The following is a 19,765-nucleotide window of genomic DNA, read 5'->3' on the forward strand; positions in this document are numbered from 1 at the left end:
ATGCCGATCTATCTGCCCGCGCCAGCACCATCACGACCCGCCGACGGCAAGGGATTCAACCGCCTCAGCCTGAACGCCCACATCTGGACGGGCGGCGCGCAGTGCGCCCTGATACCCACCTCGTACCCGACGCTCTTCGAGAGCTACGACACCCGCCGAGCCCGGTGGGGCGGCTTCGGAGCCTGCATTCAGCGCAAGCCGGACTGCGAGACCTGCCCGGTCCTGACCGAACTGGGCACGTCCACCGCGCAGATCACCTTCAACAGCCCGCGCGTCCTGGTCCGTATCGAGGCGACCGTCAACCCGGACGCCGGGTTCAACGCCACGCCGGTCACCGCGCTCTGGATGACCGACCAGCCAGAAGACCCGCAGTACCGCAGCAACGGACAGAAATGGACCTGGCGGCGCATCCTGCATGTCAAGGGCTGGGAGCTCGGCCGCCGGCACCGGGACGAGCTCGGTGAAGGGTTCTGGCTTCACCGCACCGCGCATGCGACCCCGCCGCACGTCGAGGTCCGCACCAAGGCCCGCCAGACCTCCATTCGTCACGCCTTCTTCGTGAACGGTACGCGGGCAGCCCTGCTCACCTGCTACAGCCGATGCCGACACGACGAGGCACTGCTCAACTCGGTCGGCCACCACACCCCAGAGCGCGCCGCCGAAGACGCGACGGCACTGGGCTGGTCGCAACTTCGCCTCCCGCAGGACCACAGCCGTGGCCGGCACCTGAACCTCCAGCTGAACAGGGGGACGTGCAGCGTCACCTTGATGGAGGGCGGAGGGGTCCTCGCCCGCCTGGAGTTCAGCGGATCCTCCTGGACGGCCGGGCAGGTCCAGAACGCGGCCGCAGCTCTGACCGCGCACACCGGTGACTGACGCCGTGGCGACGTACATCCCACCGCGGCCGTTCTTCCTACCGGACGCCCATCTGCCGAACTCGGCCTTCACGCCGTGGGCATGCCGAACCTGCACCAGCACCTGGCCGTGCGAGACAGCCGAGCCCTACCTCACTGAGGGCCGATGCCAGTGCGGTTCACGGACGTACTGGGAGAAGAGCAAGCCGCGCCGATGGCACACCGGCCCCCGCTGCTACAGCCACGCCGACCAGATGCCGCGCTCGCCGAAGAACTGCACCAGTACCACCAGGCGCACCCGCACTACCCGCCGCCCCGACCGGACCCGCCGAGACGCAGGCGCCGCCAGCGCCCTCCGTACGCGCACACGCCCAGCGGGCCCGGAGACATACGGCCGGGCACCTGGCTGTGGGTCAACCCCGGTGGCCTGCACCCGGCCAGGGGCGACATTCACCGTCTGGCGATGCTCACGCATCTGGACAGGCCGTACTGCGAGGTGTGGCTGGACGACACCACCGTCCACTGCGTCAGACCGCACCTGCTGATCCTGGAGCGCACGCCCGTCGTGAACGCGGCCCGCGCTGCAGGCGTCACCTCCCTGGTGTGCGGCAGCGGCCCTTCGCCGAGGCCGCTTCTCCCCCAGTGGCGATGGCTCGGCTGGACGCTCACCGAGCACATGGAGCATCTCGACGCCAACCCCGAGCCACAGGCAGAGCCTGTGCAGGAGGGCTTGTTCGCCGCATAGCACCTTGACGGGGCGTGGCGGAGATCACTGACGGAGAGTGGACACCCCCACCATAGATAGTAGAATTAACCTAAGAGATGAGGGAGTAGCCCGCACCGGCCCAACCAGCATAGGAGGAACAGGTGTTCGCCACTCCGGCAATCATCGACGCAATCACCGTCACTGGCGCCCACGCCCCGGAATGCGATGAATGCGAAGGCGGCGGCACCGTCACCTACCTACACGGGCCGTACGAACGCACCCGCGAGTGCGACACCTGTCACGGCACCGGTCGACACCTCCGCTGCCCCGCGTGCAGCGACGGCACCAGCCCCGGCACGGGCGATACCTGCCCCATCTGCGAAGGCTTCGCAGCCCTCACCTGACCAAAAATAGGCCACTACCCAAATGGAGATTCAGTGATCCTCGGAGACTCACTCACCGCGGAAGCCCTGGTCGCAAGCAGTAAGACCAACGCAACCATCAGCCCCAGTGGCGCGATCCGCCTCGCCATCACCCTGCACGACGGCACCATCCAGCACTTCGAGCACCCGCCCGCCGGCACCTGCACGGACTGGCGGGTCGCCGAACTCGAAGCCCCCGACTCAGGCTTCACCTTCAACGAACCCGTCACCGAACAGTGGGGCCACGCACTCACCCTCATCGCCCGCAACTCCCTTACCTGAACGGCCAGGAGGCCAGCATGGAAGACTTCGAGAAGCACACCGGCGTGACGCTCGCCCGGCCGACCCCCAAGGGCATGCTCCGCCCCTTCGGCGAAGTGCACGGACACGCCACCGACCCCATCAGCGGACAGCGGCTCGTAATGGTGCAGTGGCCCGGCGCTCCCAAACCCCTCCCGTACGAGCCCGACGAACTCGCCATCGTCGACTGACCCAGGAATAGGTCAGTACACATCTTCATGCTAGGTTCTGAGTGATGTCAGGCCCTGGCACGGCCCGACCATCCACCCACACCTCCGGACGGGCAGCGACCCCCCGCGCCCCGCCCGCCCGGAACGGCTCGTCAAATACGAGCCACCCCTCCGGCCGGGACCCGCACCCCCCTGCGGGTCCCGGCCAACCCATGGAGCAACCAACATGCCTGCCCTGAACAACCACCACGACATGCAGCACACGAGCCACGACGACGCCCTTTACGAGGCCCTCGTCCTCGAGCGATACGGCCGCTCCCTGCAGGAGATCCTGTGGGAGGAAACGAAGCGCCCGCTGCCCGAACTCCTCAAGGAACGCCACCGCCGCCCCGCACTCCCGGCCACGCCCGCCATCCGGCGCCAGCCGCGACCGGACCCGGACGCCGCCGCGCACCTCGCCGCCCTCCTGGAAGCCGACGCCCCGCGCCGCAGGCGAGCCGCGTGACCGAGGAACAGTTCCGCCGGCACGTCCGCAAGATCGCAGCCCTCCGCGGCTGGACTCTCACGTACCACACCCACAACTCACAGCGCAGCGACGCAGGATGGCCCGACGAGGTCTACGGACACCCCAAGGCCAAACGCATCATCTTCGCCGAGTTCAAGTCCGACACCGGACGCATACGCCCCGCCCAACGCGACTGGCTCAAACACCTCGCAGCTTGCGGCCTCGAAGCCGCACTGTGGCGGCCCAAAGACCTCGACCACATCGTGAACGTCCTCGCCCCCGACGGCCCCCGCGCCCAACTCCCCGACAACTTCTGACAAAGGAAGCAGACCCCGTGCACGACCGCCCCAAGCAACACTCCGAGATCCCTCCGATGCCCGGAGCCACGTGGTGCAACTCCTGCGACAGTTGGTTCAACCCCATCACCAACACCTGCCGCTGCAACAACCGCTAACCATCCAGGGAACATCCGCCATGAATCACTCTGCTCGCGCGACCAACCACACGACGGCACCCTCCACGCCGCTCGGCCCGGACCGCGAGCAGAGCACCCCCACGCCAGTCACCGGCACCGAGCTGGTCCTCGCCGAAGTCGCCCGCCTGGCCAACGAGCTCTGCAAACACCTCTCCGACAGCCAGTGGCGCACAGCAGCCCGCATCCGGGAACTCGCCGAAGCCGCCCTGCCGACCACCGGAGACCGCTGAATGCACGCCCGCTTCGAACCCCTGCCTGCCCCAACCCGCAGCCAGAAAGCGCACAACACCGCCCAGGCCCTACGCGAACGCCCGGACGAGTGGGCGCACATCGAAGACCTCGGGAACCTGAACCGAGCAACCAACCTCGCGTACCGCATTCGCACGGGCCGCCACAGTGCCTTCCGCCCTGCCGGCGCATTCGATGCCACTGCCCGCCTCGCCGACGACGGCACCGCCAGCGTCTACGCCTGCTACATCAGCGAGTAGCCGCAGGATTCCGCCTACCCAGGAGCAGCGCCTCCGATGCGGTTCCTGCCCCATTGGCACGACCGCAGAGGTGTTGGCTCCTGAAAATCGGACGGGTGTGGCTCCTAAGAGCTACACCCTTCCGAGAATCACCCCAGAACGCCTCGACCGGTGCACAGTGCCGGTCTACAGACGGAATTCCGAGGAATGCAGCACCGCGAAGTCCTCAGCGGCGGTCCACAGGCCCTCCAGCAGCCGCTCGGCATGAGCGAGAATCTGGTCCACGAGTTCCGTCAAGGGTTCGCCGAACACGGCCACGATGTACTCGTCGCCGGGACCGCCGGCCGTCAGGGTCGGCCGGAATTCCAGGCCCGGAGCGACCCGGTGGGCGAGGATGTTCCGGCGTTCCAGCAGCACCTTGTAGTCCGGATCCAGCGGCAGCTCGGTGAGGGCCTTCGCCAGGCCCTCAGCAGGCCATGCTCTCGCGTACGCCTTGGCTGTGGACTCCAGCGTGATCTTCTTGCGCTTGTCGGAGGCGGCTAGCGTGAACTCGTGACCAGCGGGACCGATAGCCGACCCGATGAAGTACAGGCCGTAGGCCGAACTCTCCACGGCCGAGTTCAGGCCGACGACGAGATCGAACAGCAGCGTCTGTGTCCGGTACCGCCACAGCGGCTTCCCCTGCGCTGAGCGGCTCGTGAGAGGAACGAGGGCCTCGGCTGCCTCGCGTGCGTTCCGGTGCCGGTAGACCGCCGCATAGAGGGCGGCAGTCGCTTCCCACCGGGCGTCATCGACGACGCGAGAGGGCGTGCGGACCACTGCCTCGTAGAAGACGTGGTCGATCTGCTTGCGTGGGAAGCCGAGGACAGCGTCAGCCGCGATCTGGGTGTTCAGCACAGCCCGATGCTGCCACCGAACAGGGGCTCCGGGGCTCCAAGCTGGACAATCTCCGCTCGGACTTGCGGACTCTCACTCCAACAGTGGCTCCGCATCCTGCCACTGCCGCACGAACTCGATGCCCTTCGGCGTCAGGACGTACGTATGCTCCACCTCTTGGTGACCAATCCTGAGGCCACCGCGCGGTCCGAGAACCTTGCGAATGAGGCCATCCTTGAGCAGATGAGAGAGGAGCAGGCCCATCCCCCTGTGGACCGTCCATTGCCGCATGCCAGGATCCGGCGCGACGGGCATGCCGTTGGCCATGCCGTACCGCTGGGCCACCGCGTCCTCCAGCACCCGGCGCTCCAGGTCGCTGTAACGACCGTTGAGCACGGCGAGGTTGGCCTTGTAGCGCAGGACCGACGCCTTCGGGATCTTCTTCTCCGCGTCGTACAGCGTGTGGTGGTTCGGGCAGAGCGCGATCAGGTTGTCGAAGGTGTGTTCCTTCACCTTCGACCAGGGCTCGATGTGGGCAATCTCCACCGTGGCTACCCGGCAGACCGGAATGGCGCACGCGTATCCGGCCTCCTCCAGCACCTCGCGCCGCAGGGCGGTAGGGATCTTGGGGCGGTCCTCGGCCATCCAGGCACCGTATCGGGGGAGTTCAGGCTCTCGTGTGGAATCTCGATGAGTGTGGCTCCTTTCGAGGGACGGCCTCACTTGTGCGAACTGCGGATTGGCGCGTACCCAGAAGATCAGCTTGGGTGCCGGGAAGGGCATCGCCGGGACCCGCGGCGCCCGTCGTGTCGATCACGACCAGCACTCGCGCGTGACCTGGTGGTTCCGGAACCATCTCCGTGGCCGCCAGCCGGGCAAACCTGGCAAATGCCGGAAGGGCGAGTCTGACGGTCCTCGGCAGTTCCAGGGGGTGCTCCCTGAACATCACAAGAGACGGATCAACAAAGCGTTCATGCGCGTGGCGAAGCATGCAAAGACTGACCTGGTCGTTCGCGCAGAGCACGATTGGGACGGGGTCCGCGCCATCATCTAAACAGTTGCTCACTCCTTCGACTGATCGCCAATATGCACGATCCTGCGGTCCTGTGGCGGGCAGCTTGCCCAGACCCGTCCTGGGCCAAGAACGGCGCGCGCCTCGACCACCCGTCAAGAACTCGCGATGGGAGGACGCCCGGGAATGTAGCCCTGCCACTCGGACCGCTCGACGATCGCCTCCCATTCAGTGCGCGGCGTAGTCGCTGGCGGAGGGACCGTGGTGAACCCGGTCGCCCACAGGGCGCCGACCGGGACTTCGAGGAGCGGAGTGAAGGGCACCTGAAGCCCATTGATTCGGTGGGCGGATCAGAGTGCCACCCCCAGATCTCCTGGAAAAGGCTTCCCCCGACGCTCACGCCGGTGAGACCTGCCGCCGCGCACGCGCCCATGGTCTCGAAGTCCACCCACGGGACCACCATGTACGGCCACGTCTCGCTGGCAGTGGTAGGACCCCACACCTCGATCGCGGCGTTAGACGTACGCGTCGCGGCGACCACCAGATTACTGAGCGTCTGCGGCGCAGGGGCACTCTCGCCAAGCTCGGTGAGCTCCACCTCGAGGTGCACCCATTCCTCCGGGTGCCCGTCCGGTACATCGATCGCGTACTGCCCGACGACGCGCTGAAGAGAATCAGGCTCGGTGGCCAGCGCGATCTTCATGTCGGCCAGCACGAGGGGACCGCGGTCAATCAGATGAAGACGGTCGTCCAGCGGGGTTAGACGGATCGTCTCTCCCTCGAAGTTCACGAATGCAGCTCCTCCGTGGGCATCAGGTCTCTTGGATATGCCCGCACCGCCAATACTGCAAGTGGCCACCGTAGCTTGCCCTAGTCCGCCCGTGCCCGGCCTCAGCCAACCGTCCCGTTATGCGTCTGCGGCACTCCGTCGACACGCGCCTGGCGGGGTCAGAACTGGTCGAGGTCCATCACACGTAGATCATGAAGGAGGTTTGTCAGTACCTGCTCCTCGTACTCCCGGGCAGTGTCGTTGACTGCAGTCACTCGAAGGTCATACCGCCACAGTCGGCTACCGGGCGCGTACTCCCGTAGCAGGGCGACGATTCTTTGGCCTGCGTTGTCATCATCCGCGCGAACGTGGAGCTGTGCTCCCGATCGTTCTAGGCCGGTGATGAGCTCCAGTGCCGCTGATGAGGGCCAACCGTAGGTGCAGACAACGGGAGCGCAGTTGGCTCCGTAGTGCTCGGCAGCAGCCTCGACGACCGCGGGATTCTCACAAACGTAGACGCTGTCCACCCCAGGGGCCAGAGACCAAGCCCCACGGAGTGAGCGGTGGGTGAGCCATACTGGCTCCCCTGCCGCTGCCGCCGCCACCGCGATAGGCACCGCAGACGCGGTACCCGTGAGCATCAGGTTGAGGCATAGCACCAGACTTGAGACTTCGTCGCAGGCAATGCCTCGGGCTGTCCAAGTTGTCCGCCAGTTCTCACCCGCAGTGATGGTGCGAGGAGCGACACGATCGGCCAAGTCTACGTCAGGGTCTGCTTCGAATGCTTTGCAGCCTGCGATCAGCACAGCCACAGCCCGGCCGAGTTCTGTGTCCTTGTCCAACCCATGCGGATCATCCAAGACGGCGGCTGCGAAAACAGGGAGAGACATCGAACCCTGGTTAGCTGTTGGCAGCTTGGCCCAGATCGCACTTACCTGATCGGCCTGACGCTTCAGGCTTCCTGATCCTGCTCTGGGGCGCGCCCTCAGCTTCAGGAACCACTGAGCCACGGAGTCCGGAATACCGGCAGCGGCGAGGCTGGACAGGGCCTCGCCGAACTCGCTATCTCGCTCGGCCTGTTTCTGGGCCTTAAGGACCCGCAGATCATCCACCTGTCCTTGGGCCTCGGCGAGGGACCGGAGCGTCACGGATCGACCAGCGAGCGCCTTCTCCAAGGGCTCAGCACTGACGCCTCTGCCAGACGTCACCCAGGAAAGTCCAAGCAGCTTGCCAACTTCACGACGCTCCGACTCGGTGAGTTCCACCTTGATCTCACCACGCACAACCCCTCTGTGCGCGATCCGCCGCCGTACCTCCTCGATGACCTTGCTGGGTCCGGGCAGCTTGGCCCAAGCCAACAGGGAGGTGTCAATGTCGCTATTCGTCACTGGGCTCTCCAGCAGCAGTAGAGAAGAGGTCTGGAGCCGGCTCTTGGTCTGCCCTTGCGGCTGTTGCTGCCGCCCGTGCCGCTAGGTGAGCTGGGTCTGGAAGCTCGAGGGGCTCCATGCGTCCTGCCGCCCAGAGCATGAGTGTGAGGTCGGCCCCGGGCAAGGGATGTGGCGCTCGGACGACCTCGTACATGGCGGCGCTGGGCACTGATGCTGCGTTCACAAGGGGCCCCGGGCCAGCCAGGAGGTAATCCATGTCGAATTCGTGGAGCAGTCCGAGGACGCTGGAGCGGTTGGGGCCGTCAACGCCGTCGAACGCTTCGTCTAGCCACAAGGGTCGCGGGCCTGTTGGGGTGCCCTGGTACATCGTGGCCAGAGCCGCGACCAGGGGCAGCATGAGGGTGACGACGCGTGCACCACCGGAGAGTTCTCCGTGTGCGTCGCGTTCGAGTGGTGTCCACCGGCCTGCCCCGATACGGCTGTCGATGACGACGGTGAACCACCGTCGGTAGTCCAGGACTTCTGTTAGGCGGCCGCGCCAGTCGGTTTCGCCTTCGTCCCTGGCTCTGCGCTGGGCCTCCTCAACCCGGCTGCGCAGGAAGAACTGGATCTGGTCTTGAGCCTCCTTGGACAGGAGGTCGAAGGCCTCTCCGCTGAGGGCGTCGAGGACCTCGGCGCCGTGGGGGTCTTCCTCCAGGGGCGCACGGCGGAGCCGGAGGGTGATCCGGCTGGTCCCCGTCGGGTGCTGCGCGAGCGTCTCGTTGATGGTCTTTTCTAGCGAGTGGACGGTCTCGAGACGGTCGCGTAGGTGCTCGATGAAGGTGGAACCGAGGAGCTTGTCCAGCGTCTCGTGCCAGGCCTGGTCGTAGCCCCGCTGGAGTTCTTCGTGCTGCTGCGCCAACCGGATGAGGGCTTCTCGTGGGCTGTACCCGATGCCCGAGCTGTCGACGACCACTTCGACCACTGGTAGCTCGTCAGGATCGTCAGACTCGATGATGCGCACGGTGCGTCCGGCGTTCACTTCCAAGATGGAGCGCAGCTGTGTGGTCTCGTCGGCGAGCTTGCGCCAAGCCCGCTGGATACGAACGTTCTGCGCGTGGGTATCTCTCTCAGGCCAGTCCGCGAGGCTGATGGCTACCCTGGCCGCCCGTGCCGCGTCCAACGCGCCAGAGGTGGTTGACGTTTGTGCAGCCCCGATGTCGAAGGCTTCGGGCAGTCCGCAGCCAACCACCCTGTTCCATTCTTCGGTAGCATCCTCTCGTACTTGCCTGGCTTTTCCTCGCTCCTCTTCAATCAGCTGGAGCTGTGCCTCCGCGCCGATACGTTCTTCGGCGTATTGAGAACGCGCCTTCTGCCTCAGCTCGGCACTTTGGCTTTGCTCTTCCAGGAGCATGTCGATCTCCTGCACGCGTGCCAGGAGCTCCTGCCCGTCTTTCGAGAGCGCCTCCAGGGCCGTACGTGCCTGTACCTTGAGGAGGTCGGCCTTCTGGCTCAGTTCGTGTGTCTTGTTCTCCTCTTCGGTGGCTCTGGATAGCTCCCGCTCGGCGATACCCTCTGCCTGCCGTGCGTTGTGGCGTTCCCCATGGAGAACCCGCCGCTCGGTGCGCAAGTTCTCTAGCCGTCCGCCGAGAGCATCGAGCTGCCGCTGGAGTAGCTGGAGCTGGTCGTCTGCTTGGGGAAGATGATGCGCATTCCTCCAGGCAGAGGCCGCACGTCGTGCCTCGGCGACCTTCTCGTGAAGGCCATCGAGAACCTGCTGTTCGGCTGCGAGGCGGCCGGCAGTGCCATCCTTGTGCTTCTCCGCAGTGGAAACGGCACGGACCAGCGCCACAAGCGTTGAGTCGTCCGGGGCGTCCGCTGTGACTGCCCTCAGCCTTGACAGGCCATCCTCTGCGGTTCGGGCCGTGGCGTTCGCCTCATCGATCTGGTCGGCAAGCGCATGGAGCTCGTTGCTGAGCGTGGCGATGCGCTGCTCGCGACGTGCTTGCCGGGCCGCGGTGCCGAGGTAGCTGGCGCCCTCATTCGGGGTCGCGCACTGCCCTGTCATGCCAGCAATGGCCCAACGTCCATCGGCGGCGATGAATGAGCCGTTCGGCGGGAGCGGTCCCGTGGTGACCCAGGCGACGGAGGACAGCACGGTCGTGACCGACTCGGCAAGGACACCGGCATCAGCGGCAGGCGTGAGTATCGCAGCCAGCGATACACCAGCGGACGTCTCACTGCCGGGGGATACGACTGCCTCAATCCCGTCGCGGGCAGCGTCCCACATGCCATCTGGTGTCACCCAGGCATCAAGGAGCCCCGCCGCCGCGAGTGCGGCCTCAATGATGCCGAGTTCCGCAGCATCAGTCCCGTCAGCGGGGTCGAGAAGCCGCCAGAGCGGAGCGCCATGGGGCGAGGGAAACGAAGGCCTCTCTCGCCGGGCCCAACCGTAAGGACCGGGGGGCGCTTCGTCCGGTTGGCTCCGGAGCCGGTCGATCTCTTTCTGCTTTTCATCTGCCTGTACTTGGAGAGCTTCAGAGGCCGCCTCGGCCTTGTTCTTCGTCGCCAGCAGCAGTTCACGCCGGGGCCCAAGGAAGTCTTGGTCGATGAGCCGTCGAAGGACGGGGCTGGCATTCTTGCCGCGGACCCGATCGACGACTTCCGTCCAGGTCTGGACCTGTTGTTCCGACGGCGGGTCTGAGATGTTGACGGACCACTGCCCGATGTGATCTACGAGACGCTGGCGTTCACCGTCTGCTTCCTCAATCGCCGAGGTCAGATTCTTGCCGGCCTGCTCATCGGCGTCCTTGAGGGTTCGTACTGCCGCGTCCTTTACTGCCGCCTCGTGTCGGATGCTTTGAAGCTCTCCGAGCAAATCATGAAGGTGCGCAACGTGGTTGCGACGTGCCTCGTACGAGGCCTGGGCGCGAGTGTCATCCCCATCAGTGATCCATTGCTGGACAGCTACGGAGAAGCCTGCATCGCAAGCCAGCTGCGCAGTGCCTTGAGCTGCCTCCCGGATCTTCTCTTGGTGGACTGACACCGCTTCGCCGAGTTCCTCGGCCCCCTTCCACAGCTCGTCAGCGGAGCTCCTGGTGCTCTTCGCGTGCTCGTCCTGCCGTGCCGCGTCCTCTGCGAGACGCTCGGCTTCCTCAGCGAGGGTGCGAGCCCGTTCCTGTGCCGCTTCCGCATTGGTGTAGGCGTCACGTCGCCGGATCTCGCTCTGCTCGGCAAGCAGATCGTCCCGCTGCCGCTTCTCCGTGGCTGACTCCTCATCGATCTTGTTGATCTTCTCGAGGGCCGTGTCACGGCGTCTACTCTCGTTGCGTGCCCTGCGTGTGATCTCGTCGAGGGTGCTGTTGGCGGCAACGACATTGTCCGCAGCATGGCGGACGGTCGCTCCGGCCCAGGGCATCCAGGCACGCCGGTTGAAGGCGCTCAGAGCATCCCGGGCCTGCTGTGCGCTGTCACGATCGTTGGTGATCTTCTCTAGTTGGTCCCAGCCTTCGGCGAGCTGGCGAATTTCGTGGTCCTTGAGGGGTGGGAAGGCCATCCGTAGCTGCTCGGACAGGAACTTCATGTCGAGGCGTTCGCCAAGCTTGGGGGTTCGGATCACGCGCAGCATGCGGACGTAGCTGTCGAGGGCCGTCTCATCACTGTCGAAGACGAGGTGCGCGAGGTTCCTCTTGTAGTCCTCTGCCGAATCGCAACGGTGCCATCCGCCGGTTGCTTCAAGGTCGCTCGCGGGGATGATGGCAGCGCCCTTCACGAGCAGGATGCCGTCGCGGACGCGGGCAGGTCCTTCACACACTGCCCAGGTCAGTGACGGTCGGCCGGACTTGGCGCGCTTGGCCTCCGCGTAGAGGAGGGCGGTGACGTACTCGGGCCCTGTGGCGGTCATACGGCCGTACTCGACCCAGATCCATCCGCGGTTCACCGACTTGGATGCGTCGCGTCGATCCTTGTCGGAATCGGTCGGTTCCACGTAGTACCGGAAGCGTTTCTTGCCGTCCCCCAGGGTGTCGATGAGGTGCGGTCCCGTGTTTCCGGCAAGCATGATCAACGTGGTGAGCGTCATCAGCGTCGACTTGCCGGTCTCGTTGCGCCCCATGAGCTGGGCTCGCCCGCCGCTGGTCCAGAACTCTGCTACCTCGAACTCCCACATGTTGACCACGCCGGCGCGTAGCTGCTGCCAGCGGTCAGTGCGTGTGGGTTCGGGAAATCCTCCTGATACTGCCGCTTCGCGCCAGCTCAGGAGCTGCTCGGGGGACAACGCCTCACTGGTGGCTCCGCGAATGTCGAGGCCGACGGTCTGGGTGGTGTTGTTCACTCCGAGTCCTCCGTAAGGGGCGTTGAGCTGGTCCAGCCCGCCCCTGGCTCTGGGTCCCGATATCTGCCGGCTGCGGCCGTCAGCGTCCAGTTGCCGCTGTCGTCGACGTTGAGAAGTCCTGCGTCGCGCAGGGTTTCTTCAGCTATTGGTCTGATCCGTTCAGGGCGCTGTTTGAAGTGGTCTGTCAGATCGGCGTGATGGTGGCGGTGCAATCCGGAGGCCAGAGCGTCGACTTGGTGAGATCTCAGGGAGATGGTTCCGTCCGTGGATCGTTGCCCGGTGGTTGCTGCCGCGTCGCACATCCTGAGTGCCACCCATGAAGCTGCGGCCGCCTTGGGCCAGTCGAGCGTCGCGTCTGCTGTCCATGCGTGGTCGGGGTGAAGGATGAGTACCAGTCCCTCGGCGCGGACTTCGACGGTTCCCCCAGTCATGGTTCGTGCTGCATCAGCCAGGCGACCGGCCATGCTCGCGGCGTACGCGGCGTCGTCTTCGTCAAGGTCGGCATACAGCAGTGCCGGCGTCTCGATGAGGATGCGCAACATGCGCGACCAGCGGGTTGCCGCCAACAGCTCCTGCTCGCCTTCTGCTCGTGCTGACAGGGCCAGGGCCACGGTGTGGGGGTCGAGGAACTGAAGGAGCGCGGCACGGTCTATGTCGTATCCGGCTCCGATGCCGGTACGCGCTGCCTCCCAGGCGCGCAGCATTTCTTCGTCGCGTGTGCGGCGGACGAGGACTCCGTGTGACTCCAGTCGACGGACCGCGAGCATCAGCATGGAGCGTTCCGGGCCTTGCTCCGGGTCGTAGGCGGTTACCGGGCTCGTCTCGAGGCTGGTGATTACACGAACCTGGTCCGAGATAGCCTGCAGGGTGGTGGTGCTGTCCCTCTCTTCACACGCGGCGGCGGCCAAGAGTGCGAGTACGAGCTCCCGTCGCCTGGGGGGTTGTGAGGTGTAGGGGGCGGCGATCGTTCCGGCGTGGGGTGTGCGGTGAAGCCGGATTATCTGCCCGGCGACGATGAGCCTGTATCCCAGTCTGCGGAACCACTCACTGAGTTGCCGCTGGTGGCGCATAACAAGCCGGTGGAGTTTGCTGTCATTGGCCGTGGTTACCAGCGGCTTAGTCAGGAGACCGACGAAGGCGCTTTGTTCCTCGAAACGCTTGTTGACGGTGAGCGCCTTCATCCCCGCTGAAACTCCAAGGTCACGTCATCGAGCACAACGACTCCTTCGGGAAGCTGGATAATCGCGGACGACTCGGCTTCGGGGGCCGGAACCATTCGGATGCGCCACCGCGAGTCTTCGGTGGATGCGCTGCGAGATCCATCCGGATGCCTTGTGCCTGCTCTCGCGGTGGACAAGAGTTCCCAGAGCAAGGCGCCCTCTGCATCGGTGAGTTGCCCCCAGCTACTGAGTGGCTGTCCGGAACGGCGCAGAACTCGTTCTTCCGCGTCGGCGAGCTCACGGCGGGCCTGGGCTGCCTTGCTCCTCGCTACGGCGCGAGCGTGGGAAAGGTCGGGGATGCGCCCCGGCGTCCCTTTCAACGCTTGGTGGCCTCGCGCCCGCACTCGACGATCCACCGCGGCAGGAGGGGCCTGCCAGAACGATGATCCGGCGGGAGCGGCATCTGGAGCGTTGAGGATCAAATGGACCGGCTGGTAGAGGCCCGTTGCCCTGCGCCAGAGGTTCCAGGCTGCCTGGTCGTCGTCAGCTCGCTCCAACTCGCCAGCCAGGGCCAGCACTTCTGCTCGGCGACTTACTGCTCCGCCTACGGAAAGCAATGTCCTGTGGCTGCGCAGTACGTCCGGTACAGCGTCTCTGACCTGGCGTCGTAGACGTCGGGACTCGTTGTCTCGGCCACAGAACCATGCTCGGAGCGTCGCCGCCGCATCCGTCAACTCACGGACCGTATCAGCAAGCACATCATCAGGTGCCTCTGCACCGAGGCGATGTAGAGCGATCGCTCGCCACGTATCGTCGTCGGCCTCTGCTATCCGGAGAGCGAGAGCCCCGATGGCCGGCGTATGCAGGTCGACGCTCGCACCCCACACGTCGACGTAGTTCCGCAATAGGGCTGTGATGGATTCGATCTTGTCCGCGGTGGGGGCTCCGCTCAAGCCGTGAGCCATTGCCGACTGCCAGCGGTGGGCAGCACGTTGCATGTCACTCAGAGTCAGCTGTACTTGCGCCCAGGCTGTATCCGCTGTCTCGTGATCTCGTCCAAGTGCCGCGCTGCAAAACTCCTCCAGGTGCTTGGCGATCAGCGCGGGCCCCAGGAGGGCAGATGTCGATGTGTCGTGTTGCGCCCGCTCCTGCGTCACAACGAAGCGATGCAACTCTGCTGCTTGCTGGGTGAGTTGATACCGCTCACGGTTCCGGAGAAAGTCCGTCTCCAGCTCGGCACGGTCCTGCCAGCTCTCGACGGTCCCCCACTTGAACAGCTGCGCCATCTTCTGATCGAGTTCCAGGGCGTCCTCACGGAGCAGACCCTCTACTACGGCGTCGCCAAAACGCGCTGCCGCGTGCTCGCGCAGCAGCCGCGGCAGATCCACCCTTGCGACTCCCGTGAGAGATCGTGCCTGCGCTTCCAGGAGTACGTCGACAATCAGCCGATACGGGGCAGAATTTCGGACAGTCAAGTATGACGCGAACCGAACCCGCCCGGGCAGCCCCGCAAGAGCCCACGCATCAACTTCTATCGCTGCACCATTACGATCCGCGCGCTGCCGAGGTAACGCATTCGAGCGAATGTTCGGAGCTTGGTTGATTGCTGCTTGTTCATCCACCCGTGATTCCTCCCAGCAGCACCTCATTGCGCTACCCAAGGACCGTAGCTTCCGGCACTGACAATCGATCCGGCCCTTGGCCCTAGCTGCCGATCAAGAAGCATTCCCAGAGAACCTTGATGCGAGACATGACACAGGTGATTTGACAGCCGCCCGACACATCCAGTCTTCTGGCGAACGAGCCTGCTTGGCTCACCTAGGCTCGACGTTGGGCGTGGGGCTGGAGCCTCATGTCCACCGCGTCTCGCATTCCGGCCTCGCTCTCGGACCTGGCCGTCCCGATCGATGAGCTGGCCCCGTACCACCGCAACCCGCGTACCGGTGACCTGGACTCGATCACTGAGTCTCTGTCCACCAACGGCCAGTACCGGCCGATCGTCGTCAACCGCGGAACGCTGACCGGGCGTCCAAACGAGATCCTCGCCGGCAACCACACGTTCAAGGCAGCCAAGCAGCTCGACTGGGAAGAGATTGCCGTCACTTGGCTCGATGTCGATGACGACGCCGCAGCGAAGATCGTCATCGTCGACAACCGGACCAGCGATCTCGCCGGGTACGACACGGTGCTCCTCGCGGACATCCTCACCGAGCTCCCCGACCTCCAGGGCACCGGCTACGACCAAGAGCAGCTCGACCAGCTCCTGGACGAGACGGCACTCCCGGCCCCCATCGAACTTCCCACAGATGGGGCCGACACGGGGGCAGCGGCGACGGTGGACTACCTGCAGTGGGGGTACATGCAGTGGTCTTCCACCCGTGTACGGATCACACAGGCCGAAGTCGAGTTGCTCGACGCGCTGTACAAGCAGTTCGTCAGCGACCACGACTCCGATCTCGGGTTCGGCTGGCACGTCCTCAACGAGGAGCACCGTGCCGAAGAGGGAGGGGTCGCGTGAACCCGCTCGACGTTCGCTTCGACCCCGCCTACCCCCTGTCCAAGCTGCGGCCCGCGGACTACAACCCGCGTCGCCTGTCCGAGGAGTCGTTCGTCCGGCTGCAGGGCTCGCTACGCCGCCACGGCGTCGTGAAGCCCGTCATCCTGAATGCCGACGGGACACTGGTCGCGGGCCACCAGAGGACCAAGGGATTGAAGGCGATCGGCGAGACGACGACGCCGGCGATGATCCTGCCGCAGAAAGTGCGGCTGCAGGACGAGATCAAGTTCAACCTCCTGCACAACCGGGTCGAGACCGAGTCGTCCGTGGCGTACGCGGAGCCTGGCCCGATCGGGCAGTGGTGCTGGATTCCCTGGCAGACCATCGAAGTTGAGGAGTCGAAGAACCTACCGTTCCAGCAGGCGATCGGGTTCATGACCGCCGCCCACGGGCCGTGGGGGTCGGTGGTTATCGACGACCAAGGCCGCATCGTGCTGAACGCCGAGTACGCGGCCGTCGCCAAGGCCCAACGCTTCGACATCCTCGCCTGGACCTGCGCCTCCTTCGATGCCGGCCAGCTCATTGAAGACCTTACTGGCGAGTACGGCGTCTACGACTGGACCGGTCTTGAGGAACAGGCACCGGTGTGGAACCAGCACATCGTGCAGCCGAACCGGCTGCGAGAGCACTCCTCGAAGGCCAAGGCTGACAAGGTCCGCTACAAGTCGGAGGTTTGGGAGCGCCTCGTACTGCCGTGGCTGACCACCTCCCACCGGGTGGTGGACTTCGGCGCCGGGCACGGCGACTACGCCCGGCACCTCCGCGGCAAGGGCTACAAGATCCATGACTACGAGCCCTACCGCACACTGAAGGGCAAGTACGCCGTCGACATCCGCACGATCGTCGGCCAGATCCGCACGATCGAACGCGAATTGAGGCAGAACGGCCTCTATGAGGTGGTGGTCCTCGACTCGGTCATCAACGCCACCACATCCCTCGACTACCAGCACTGGGTGCTCACCACCGTCAACGCGCTCTGCACAGCGGACGGGCAAGTCTGCATAGGTACACGCAACTTGGAGCGGGAGCTGGCGTACGAGAACTCTGAGCACTCCATCAGCCGCGACTCCACCCGCCTCTCCTTCCTCGACAGCGAGAACGTCGACATGCGGTTCGTACGCGGCAAGTGGCAGCGCATCCGCTACCACACCCCCGAATCCCTGCGGGGCCTGCTGTCTCGCTACTTCGAGGACGTGGAGTTGAGCGACACCACGAGGGCCACCGTGAAGGCCGTATGCCGCAAGCCGCGAGCCCTCCCCATCGAGGAATACGAACGGCCATTTTCCGAAGAATTCAATATGCCCTACCCTAACAACTACCGACATAACAAGCATCGCGGAATAGCGTCAATTCTGATAGAATTGACCAAGGAAAGGAATTCAACCATGGAGGGATAGAGGAATGAATTCGGGGGTGAACCCAGATAAGGTTCGCATAGAAATAGAAGCGCGCGACAGATACCACATCATGTGGCTGGCCGGCATACGTGAACTCGACCTGACGCAGCACTGCCTCAAGACGTTCGCCGAGTGCGACCGCCATAACATCAACACCAAGCTCAGGCGCCAGGTCCTACACCTGCCAGCCACCAACCCGCCCGCAGCCTGGTACCTGTGCGCACTGCCGATCCCATGGGACTGGACCCGAAACGCGCACCTCGCGTTCGAGTATGCACCTGGCGAGACCTGGGAAGGCGACGCGCTCGCCCGAGGCCTCGGAGTGAGTCTCAGCGACGCTCGCCCCATCAGCGGTTGGGGCGAGCACTCCATCCCACACGACGCGCCCAAGAGGAACTCGCGCCTGTATCGGAGTTGCCGCAATTGGCAGTTTGCTTGGTGGCTTCGAACCCACCGCAAAGTACCCGATGCCAAACAGTCGACTATCGGAATCCGCCCGGACGGCGGGCCAGAGCAATTGACCTTCGGGTAGCCCTTAGCTGTCTAATCGGACACACGTGGGAGCAGGGACGGTAAGGGCGGGTTACCACCTCTGCCTGGGGCAGAGGTGGCCGGGGTGGTACGTCAACGCAGATGCCTGGCGGAATCTCATGTCGCCTGCAATCAGCTCTACGCAGCGGCCTACGACAGGGGAAGGGTGTCTTGTTCAGGAATGCCAAGGTCGGCGAGGTATTGAATTCGAGCATTTATGGCCGCGGTGAAGCGGAGCCAGTTGAGGCCGCTGACAGGTTCTGTAGGTTTCGGGTTATCCGCCGAAGAAGTGACGTAGCACACGGCGTCGTAAACCTCTTCGTCAAATAGACGCTGGCAGCATACAGCGAATCGCTCCTGGTACGACATGCCAGTCCACTTGTCGTCGACGACAAGGCTCCCCCTGTCGATGTTTACTGCCGAACGCGATCCGGGGGAATCCTCCATAATGAAGAGGTAGCCGAGCCAGGGCTTCTCTCCCCCAGGGAAGAACGGAGCCAGCGATGCGCGCCTGAGATCCATCGCGCTTCCGAGTGCCTCCTCAACTCGGTTGTTGTAGTTCTTGCTGTACCCCTTTTCATCCTTTCCTGCTCCCAGCCCCTTCAGTTCGAAGGCTGCGACCAGAGTCTTGCCGTGCGTGACAACGACATCCCACTTCTTCTGAGGGCGATAGTACCCGGGGAGTCCCAGAGCGTTGCCCGATATCTTAATGTCTTTGGGGGAATAACCTGCATCGAGAAATATCTTTGCCAGCAAAGCCGCAATGGCATCAAAATGCTTGCCACCACGCACCGACCCGGAGGTGCCGGCGCCGACGGCGTCCCTAATCGCAGAGACCTCTAGTTGGGCATCCTTGACGCCCCAGTAGGCAGCGATGGCGTCCTCGAAGTCCTGGCGGCTGACCGTCAAGTTGTTCTCCTGCTAGTCGGGGAGCTGAGCTAGTCCCTGTTCGCACAGCTCCGGTCTTAGGTAGCGCATCTGAGTCGGGGTATGCGGCCTGGTCGGTGTGGTCATCGTCACGCACGTCACTGGGTAAAGGGCGGGCATCTGATCGGCAGAGTTGGCGACTTGGGAAGCGCCCCGAGGCTTCAGTGGCTGTGGAGCCGCCTTGCCGTTCCTACAGTGGGAGAGGGTTGCCTTGGGGAATTCCAAGGTCCGCGAGGTACCTGATGCGGGCATTGACGGCCGCAGAGAAGTGGCGCCAGTCAAGGCTGTCGACGGGCTCCGTCGGCTTGGGATCACTCGCCGATGAGGTGATGTAACACACCGAGTTGTACAGGCCCTCGGCCTCAAGTCGCTCGCAGAAGATGGCGAATCGGTCCTGATACGAGCACCCGTCCCAGACACCGTCAGCAGGCAAAGCTCCTGTTGCCGTCTTGACTACGGAGCGGGACTTGGGGTGGTCCTCCATTATGAAGAAGTAGCCGAGCCACGGCTTCTCTCCGGGGAACATGTTGGTGAGCGCGGCACGACGCAGGTCGACTGCACTACCCAGAGCTTCCTCAACTCGGTTGTTGTAGTTGTTCCCGAACGACGGGCCGCCAAGGGCTTTGAGTTCGAAGGCAGCGACCAAGGTCTTGCCGTGGACGACCACAACATCCCACTGCTTCTGCGGACGGTAATAGCCCGGCAGTTCCAGGCCCTGCTTCTTGCTGACCCTGATGTCTTCAGGCGGATAACCCGCGTCGAGGAAGAACTTGGCGAGCAGCGCGGCAATGGTGTCGAAGTGCTTGCCTCCGCGTACCGCACCGGCGGTGCCAGCCCCGACCCGGTCCTTGATGGCGGACATTTCGCGCTGGCTGTCCTTGGCGCCCCAGTACGCTGCGACGGCGTCTTCGAAGTCCTGGCGGCTGACCGTCAAGTT

The 19,765-nt window shown here is 64.5% G+C and carries 19 protein-coding genes; 11 read left to right on the forward strand and 8 right to left on the reverse strand.

Annotated features, from left to right (window positions below; translation table 11 throughout):
• From ACWC1K_RS19320 to ACWC1K_RS19360, 9 genes are all read left to right on the forward strand, one after another.
• Window positions 1-876, forward strand: a complete 876-nt coding sequence (locus tag ACWC1K_RS19320; RefSeq protein WP_450832793.1) for a hypothetical protein — start codon at window positions 1-3, stop codon at window positions 874-876.
• 441 nt (window positions 877-1,317) lie between these two features.
• Entirely contained in the window at window positions 1,318-1,599 is a 282-nt protein-coding gene (locus tag ACWC1K_RS19325; RefSeq protein WP_450832795.1) for a hypothetical protein, read from the forward strand.
• A 122-nt stretch (window positions 1,600-1,721) separates the two neighbouring features.
• The gene (locus ACWC1K_RS19330) at window positions 1,722-1,964 is read left to right on the forward strand and encodes a hypothetical protein (protein WP_450832797.1); all 243 of its coding nucleotides are present in this window, start codon (window positions 1,722-1,724) and stop codon (window positions 1,962-1,964) included.
• Window positions 1,965-1,997: 33 nt separating this feature from the next.
• Entirely contained in the window at window positions 1,998-2,264 is a 267-nt protein-coding gene (locus ACWC1K_RS19335) for a hypothetical protein (protein WP_450832799.1), read from the forward strand.
• A gap of 17 nt (window positions 2,265-2,281) precedes the next feature.
• Complete coding sequence (locus tag ACWC1K_RS19340; protein ID WP_366015944.1) at window positions 2,282-2,473, forward strand: hypothetical protein; 192 nt, start codon at window positions 2,282-2,284, stop codon at window positions 2,471-2,473.
• Between the two features lie 205 nt (window positions 2,474-2,678).
• Window positions 2,679-2,957 carry a hypothetical protein gene (locus ACWC1K_RS19345; RefSeq protein WP_450832801.1) on the forward strand — a complete coding sequence of 93 codons (279 nt, stop codon included), beginning with the start codon at window positions 2,679-2,681 and terminating at the stop codon, window positions 2,955-2,957.
• The gene (locus ACWC1K_RS19350; protein WP_200690597.1) at window positions 2,954-3,274 is read left to right on the forward strand and encodes a VRR-NUC domain-containing protein; all 321 of its coding nucleotides are present in this window, start codon (window positions 2,954-2,956) and stop codon (window positions 3,272-3,274) included. The genes ACWC1K_RS19345 and ACWC1K_RS19350 overlap by 4 nt, the downstream gene beginning before the upstream one ends.
• A gap of 157 nt (window positions 3,275-3,431) precedes the next feature.
• The gene (locus ACWC1K_RS19355; protein WP_450832803.1) at window positions 3,432-3,662 is read left to right on the forward strand and encodes a hypothetical protein; all 231 of its coding nucleotides are present in this window, start codon (window positions 3,432-3,434) and stop codon (window positions 3,660-3,662) included.
• Window positions 3,663-3,920 carry a hypothetical protein gene (locus ACWC1K_RS19360; protein WP_450832805.1) on the forward strand — a complete coding sequence of 86 codons (258 nt, stop codon included), beginning with the start codon at window positions 3,663-3,665 and terminating at the stop codon, window positions 3,918-3,920.
• Between the two features lie 165 nt (window positions 3,921-4,085).
• Here ACWC1K_RS19360 and ACWC1K_RS19365 read toward each other — a convergent pair whose 3' ends face one another.
• From ACWC1K_RS19365 to ACWC1K_RS19390, 6 genes are all read right to left on the reverse strand, one after another.
• Window positions 4,086-4,796, reverse strand: coding sequence for a hypothetical protein (locus tag ACWC1K_RS19365; protein ID WP_450832807.1), 711 nt, complete (start codon window positions 4,794-4,796; stop codon window positions 4,086-4,088).
• A gap of 72 nt (window positions 4,797-4,868) precedes the next feature.
• Window positions 4,869-5,420 carry an HNH endonuclease gene (locus ACWC1K_RS19370; protein WP_450832809.1) on the reverse strand — a complete coding sequence of 184 codons (552 nt, stop codon included), beginning with the start codon at window positions 5,418-5,420 and terminating at the stop codon, window positions 4,869-4,871.
• 1,315 nt (window positions 5,421-6,735) lie between these two features.
• Window positions 6,736-7,944 (reverse strand): TIGR02679 domain-containing protein, encoded by a 1,209-nt coding sequence (locus ACWC1K_RS19375; protein ID WP_450832810.1) that lies wholly within the window; start codon window positions 7,942-7,944, stop codon window positions 6,736-6,738.
• Window positions 7,934-12,256 carry a TIGR02680 family protein gene (locus ACWC1K_RS19380; RefSeq protein ID WP_450832812.1) on the reverse strand — a complete coding sequence of 1,441 codons (4,323 nt, stop codon included), beginning with the start codon at window positions 12,254-12,256 and terminating at the stop codon, window positions 7,934-7,936. The genes ACWC1K_RS19375 and ACWC1K_RS19380 overlap by 11 nt, the downstream gene beginning before the upstream one ends.
• Window positions 12,253-13,437 (reverse strand): DUF2398 family protein, encoded by a 1,185-nt coding sequence (locus ACWC1K_RS19385; RefSeq protein ID WP_450832813.1) that lies wholly within the window; start codon window positions 13,435-13,437, stop codon window positions 12,253-12,255. Before ACWC1K_RS19385 ends, ACWC1K_RS19380 begins: the two co-directional genes overlap by 4 nt.
• A complete protein-coding gene (locus tag ACWC1K_RS19390; protein WP_450832814.1) occupies window positions 13,434-15,038 on the reverse strand; it encodes a DUF2397 domain-containing protein in 1,605 nt (534 codons plus the stop codon). The genes ACWC1K_RS19385 and ACWC1K_RS19390 overlap by 4 nt, the downstream gene beginning before the upstream one ends.
• A gap of 230 nt (window positions 15,039-15,268) precedes the next feature.
• Between ACWC1K_RS19390 and ACWC1K_RS19395 the strand changes: the two genes are divergently transcribed.
• Complete coding sequence (locus ACWC1K_RS19395) at window positions 15,269-15,934, forward strand: ParB/RepB/Spo0J family partition protein (RefSeq protein ID WP_450832815.1); 666 nt, start codon at window positions 15,269-15,271, stop codon at window positions 15,932-15,934.
• Window positions 15,931-17,370: a methyltransferase domain-containing protein gene (locus ACWC1K_RS19400; RefSeq protein WP_450832816.1), complete on the forward strand. Its 1,440-nt coding sequence runs from the start codon at window positions 15,931-15,933 to the stop codon at window positions 17,368-17,370. The genes ACWC1K_RS19395 and ACWC1K_RS19400 overlap by 4 nt, the downstream gene beginning before the upstream one ends.
• 681 nt (window positions 17,371-18,051) lie before the next feature.
• Here the strand turns inward: ACWC1K_RS19400 and ACWC1K_RS19405 are convergent.
• The gene (locus ACWC1K_RS19405; protein WP_450832818.1) at window positions 18,052-18,810 is read right to left on the reverse strand and encodes a PaeR7I family type II restriction endonuclease; all 759 of its coding nucleotides are present in this window, start codon (window positions 18,808-18,810) and stop codon (window positions 18,052-18,054) included.
• A gap of 208 nt (window positions 18,811-19,018) precedes the next feature.
• Complete coding sequence (locus tag ACWC1K_RS19410) at window positions 19,019-19,762, reverse strand: PaeR7I family type II restriction endonuclease (RefSeq protein WP_450832819.1); 744 nt, start codon at window positions 19,760-19,762, stop codon at window positions 19,019-19,021.
• Window positions 19,763-19,765 lie beyond the last annotated feature (3 nt).

The organism is Streptomyces sp. NPDC001492 (assembly GCF_053597275.1).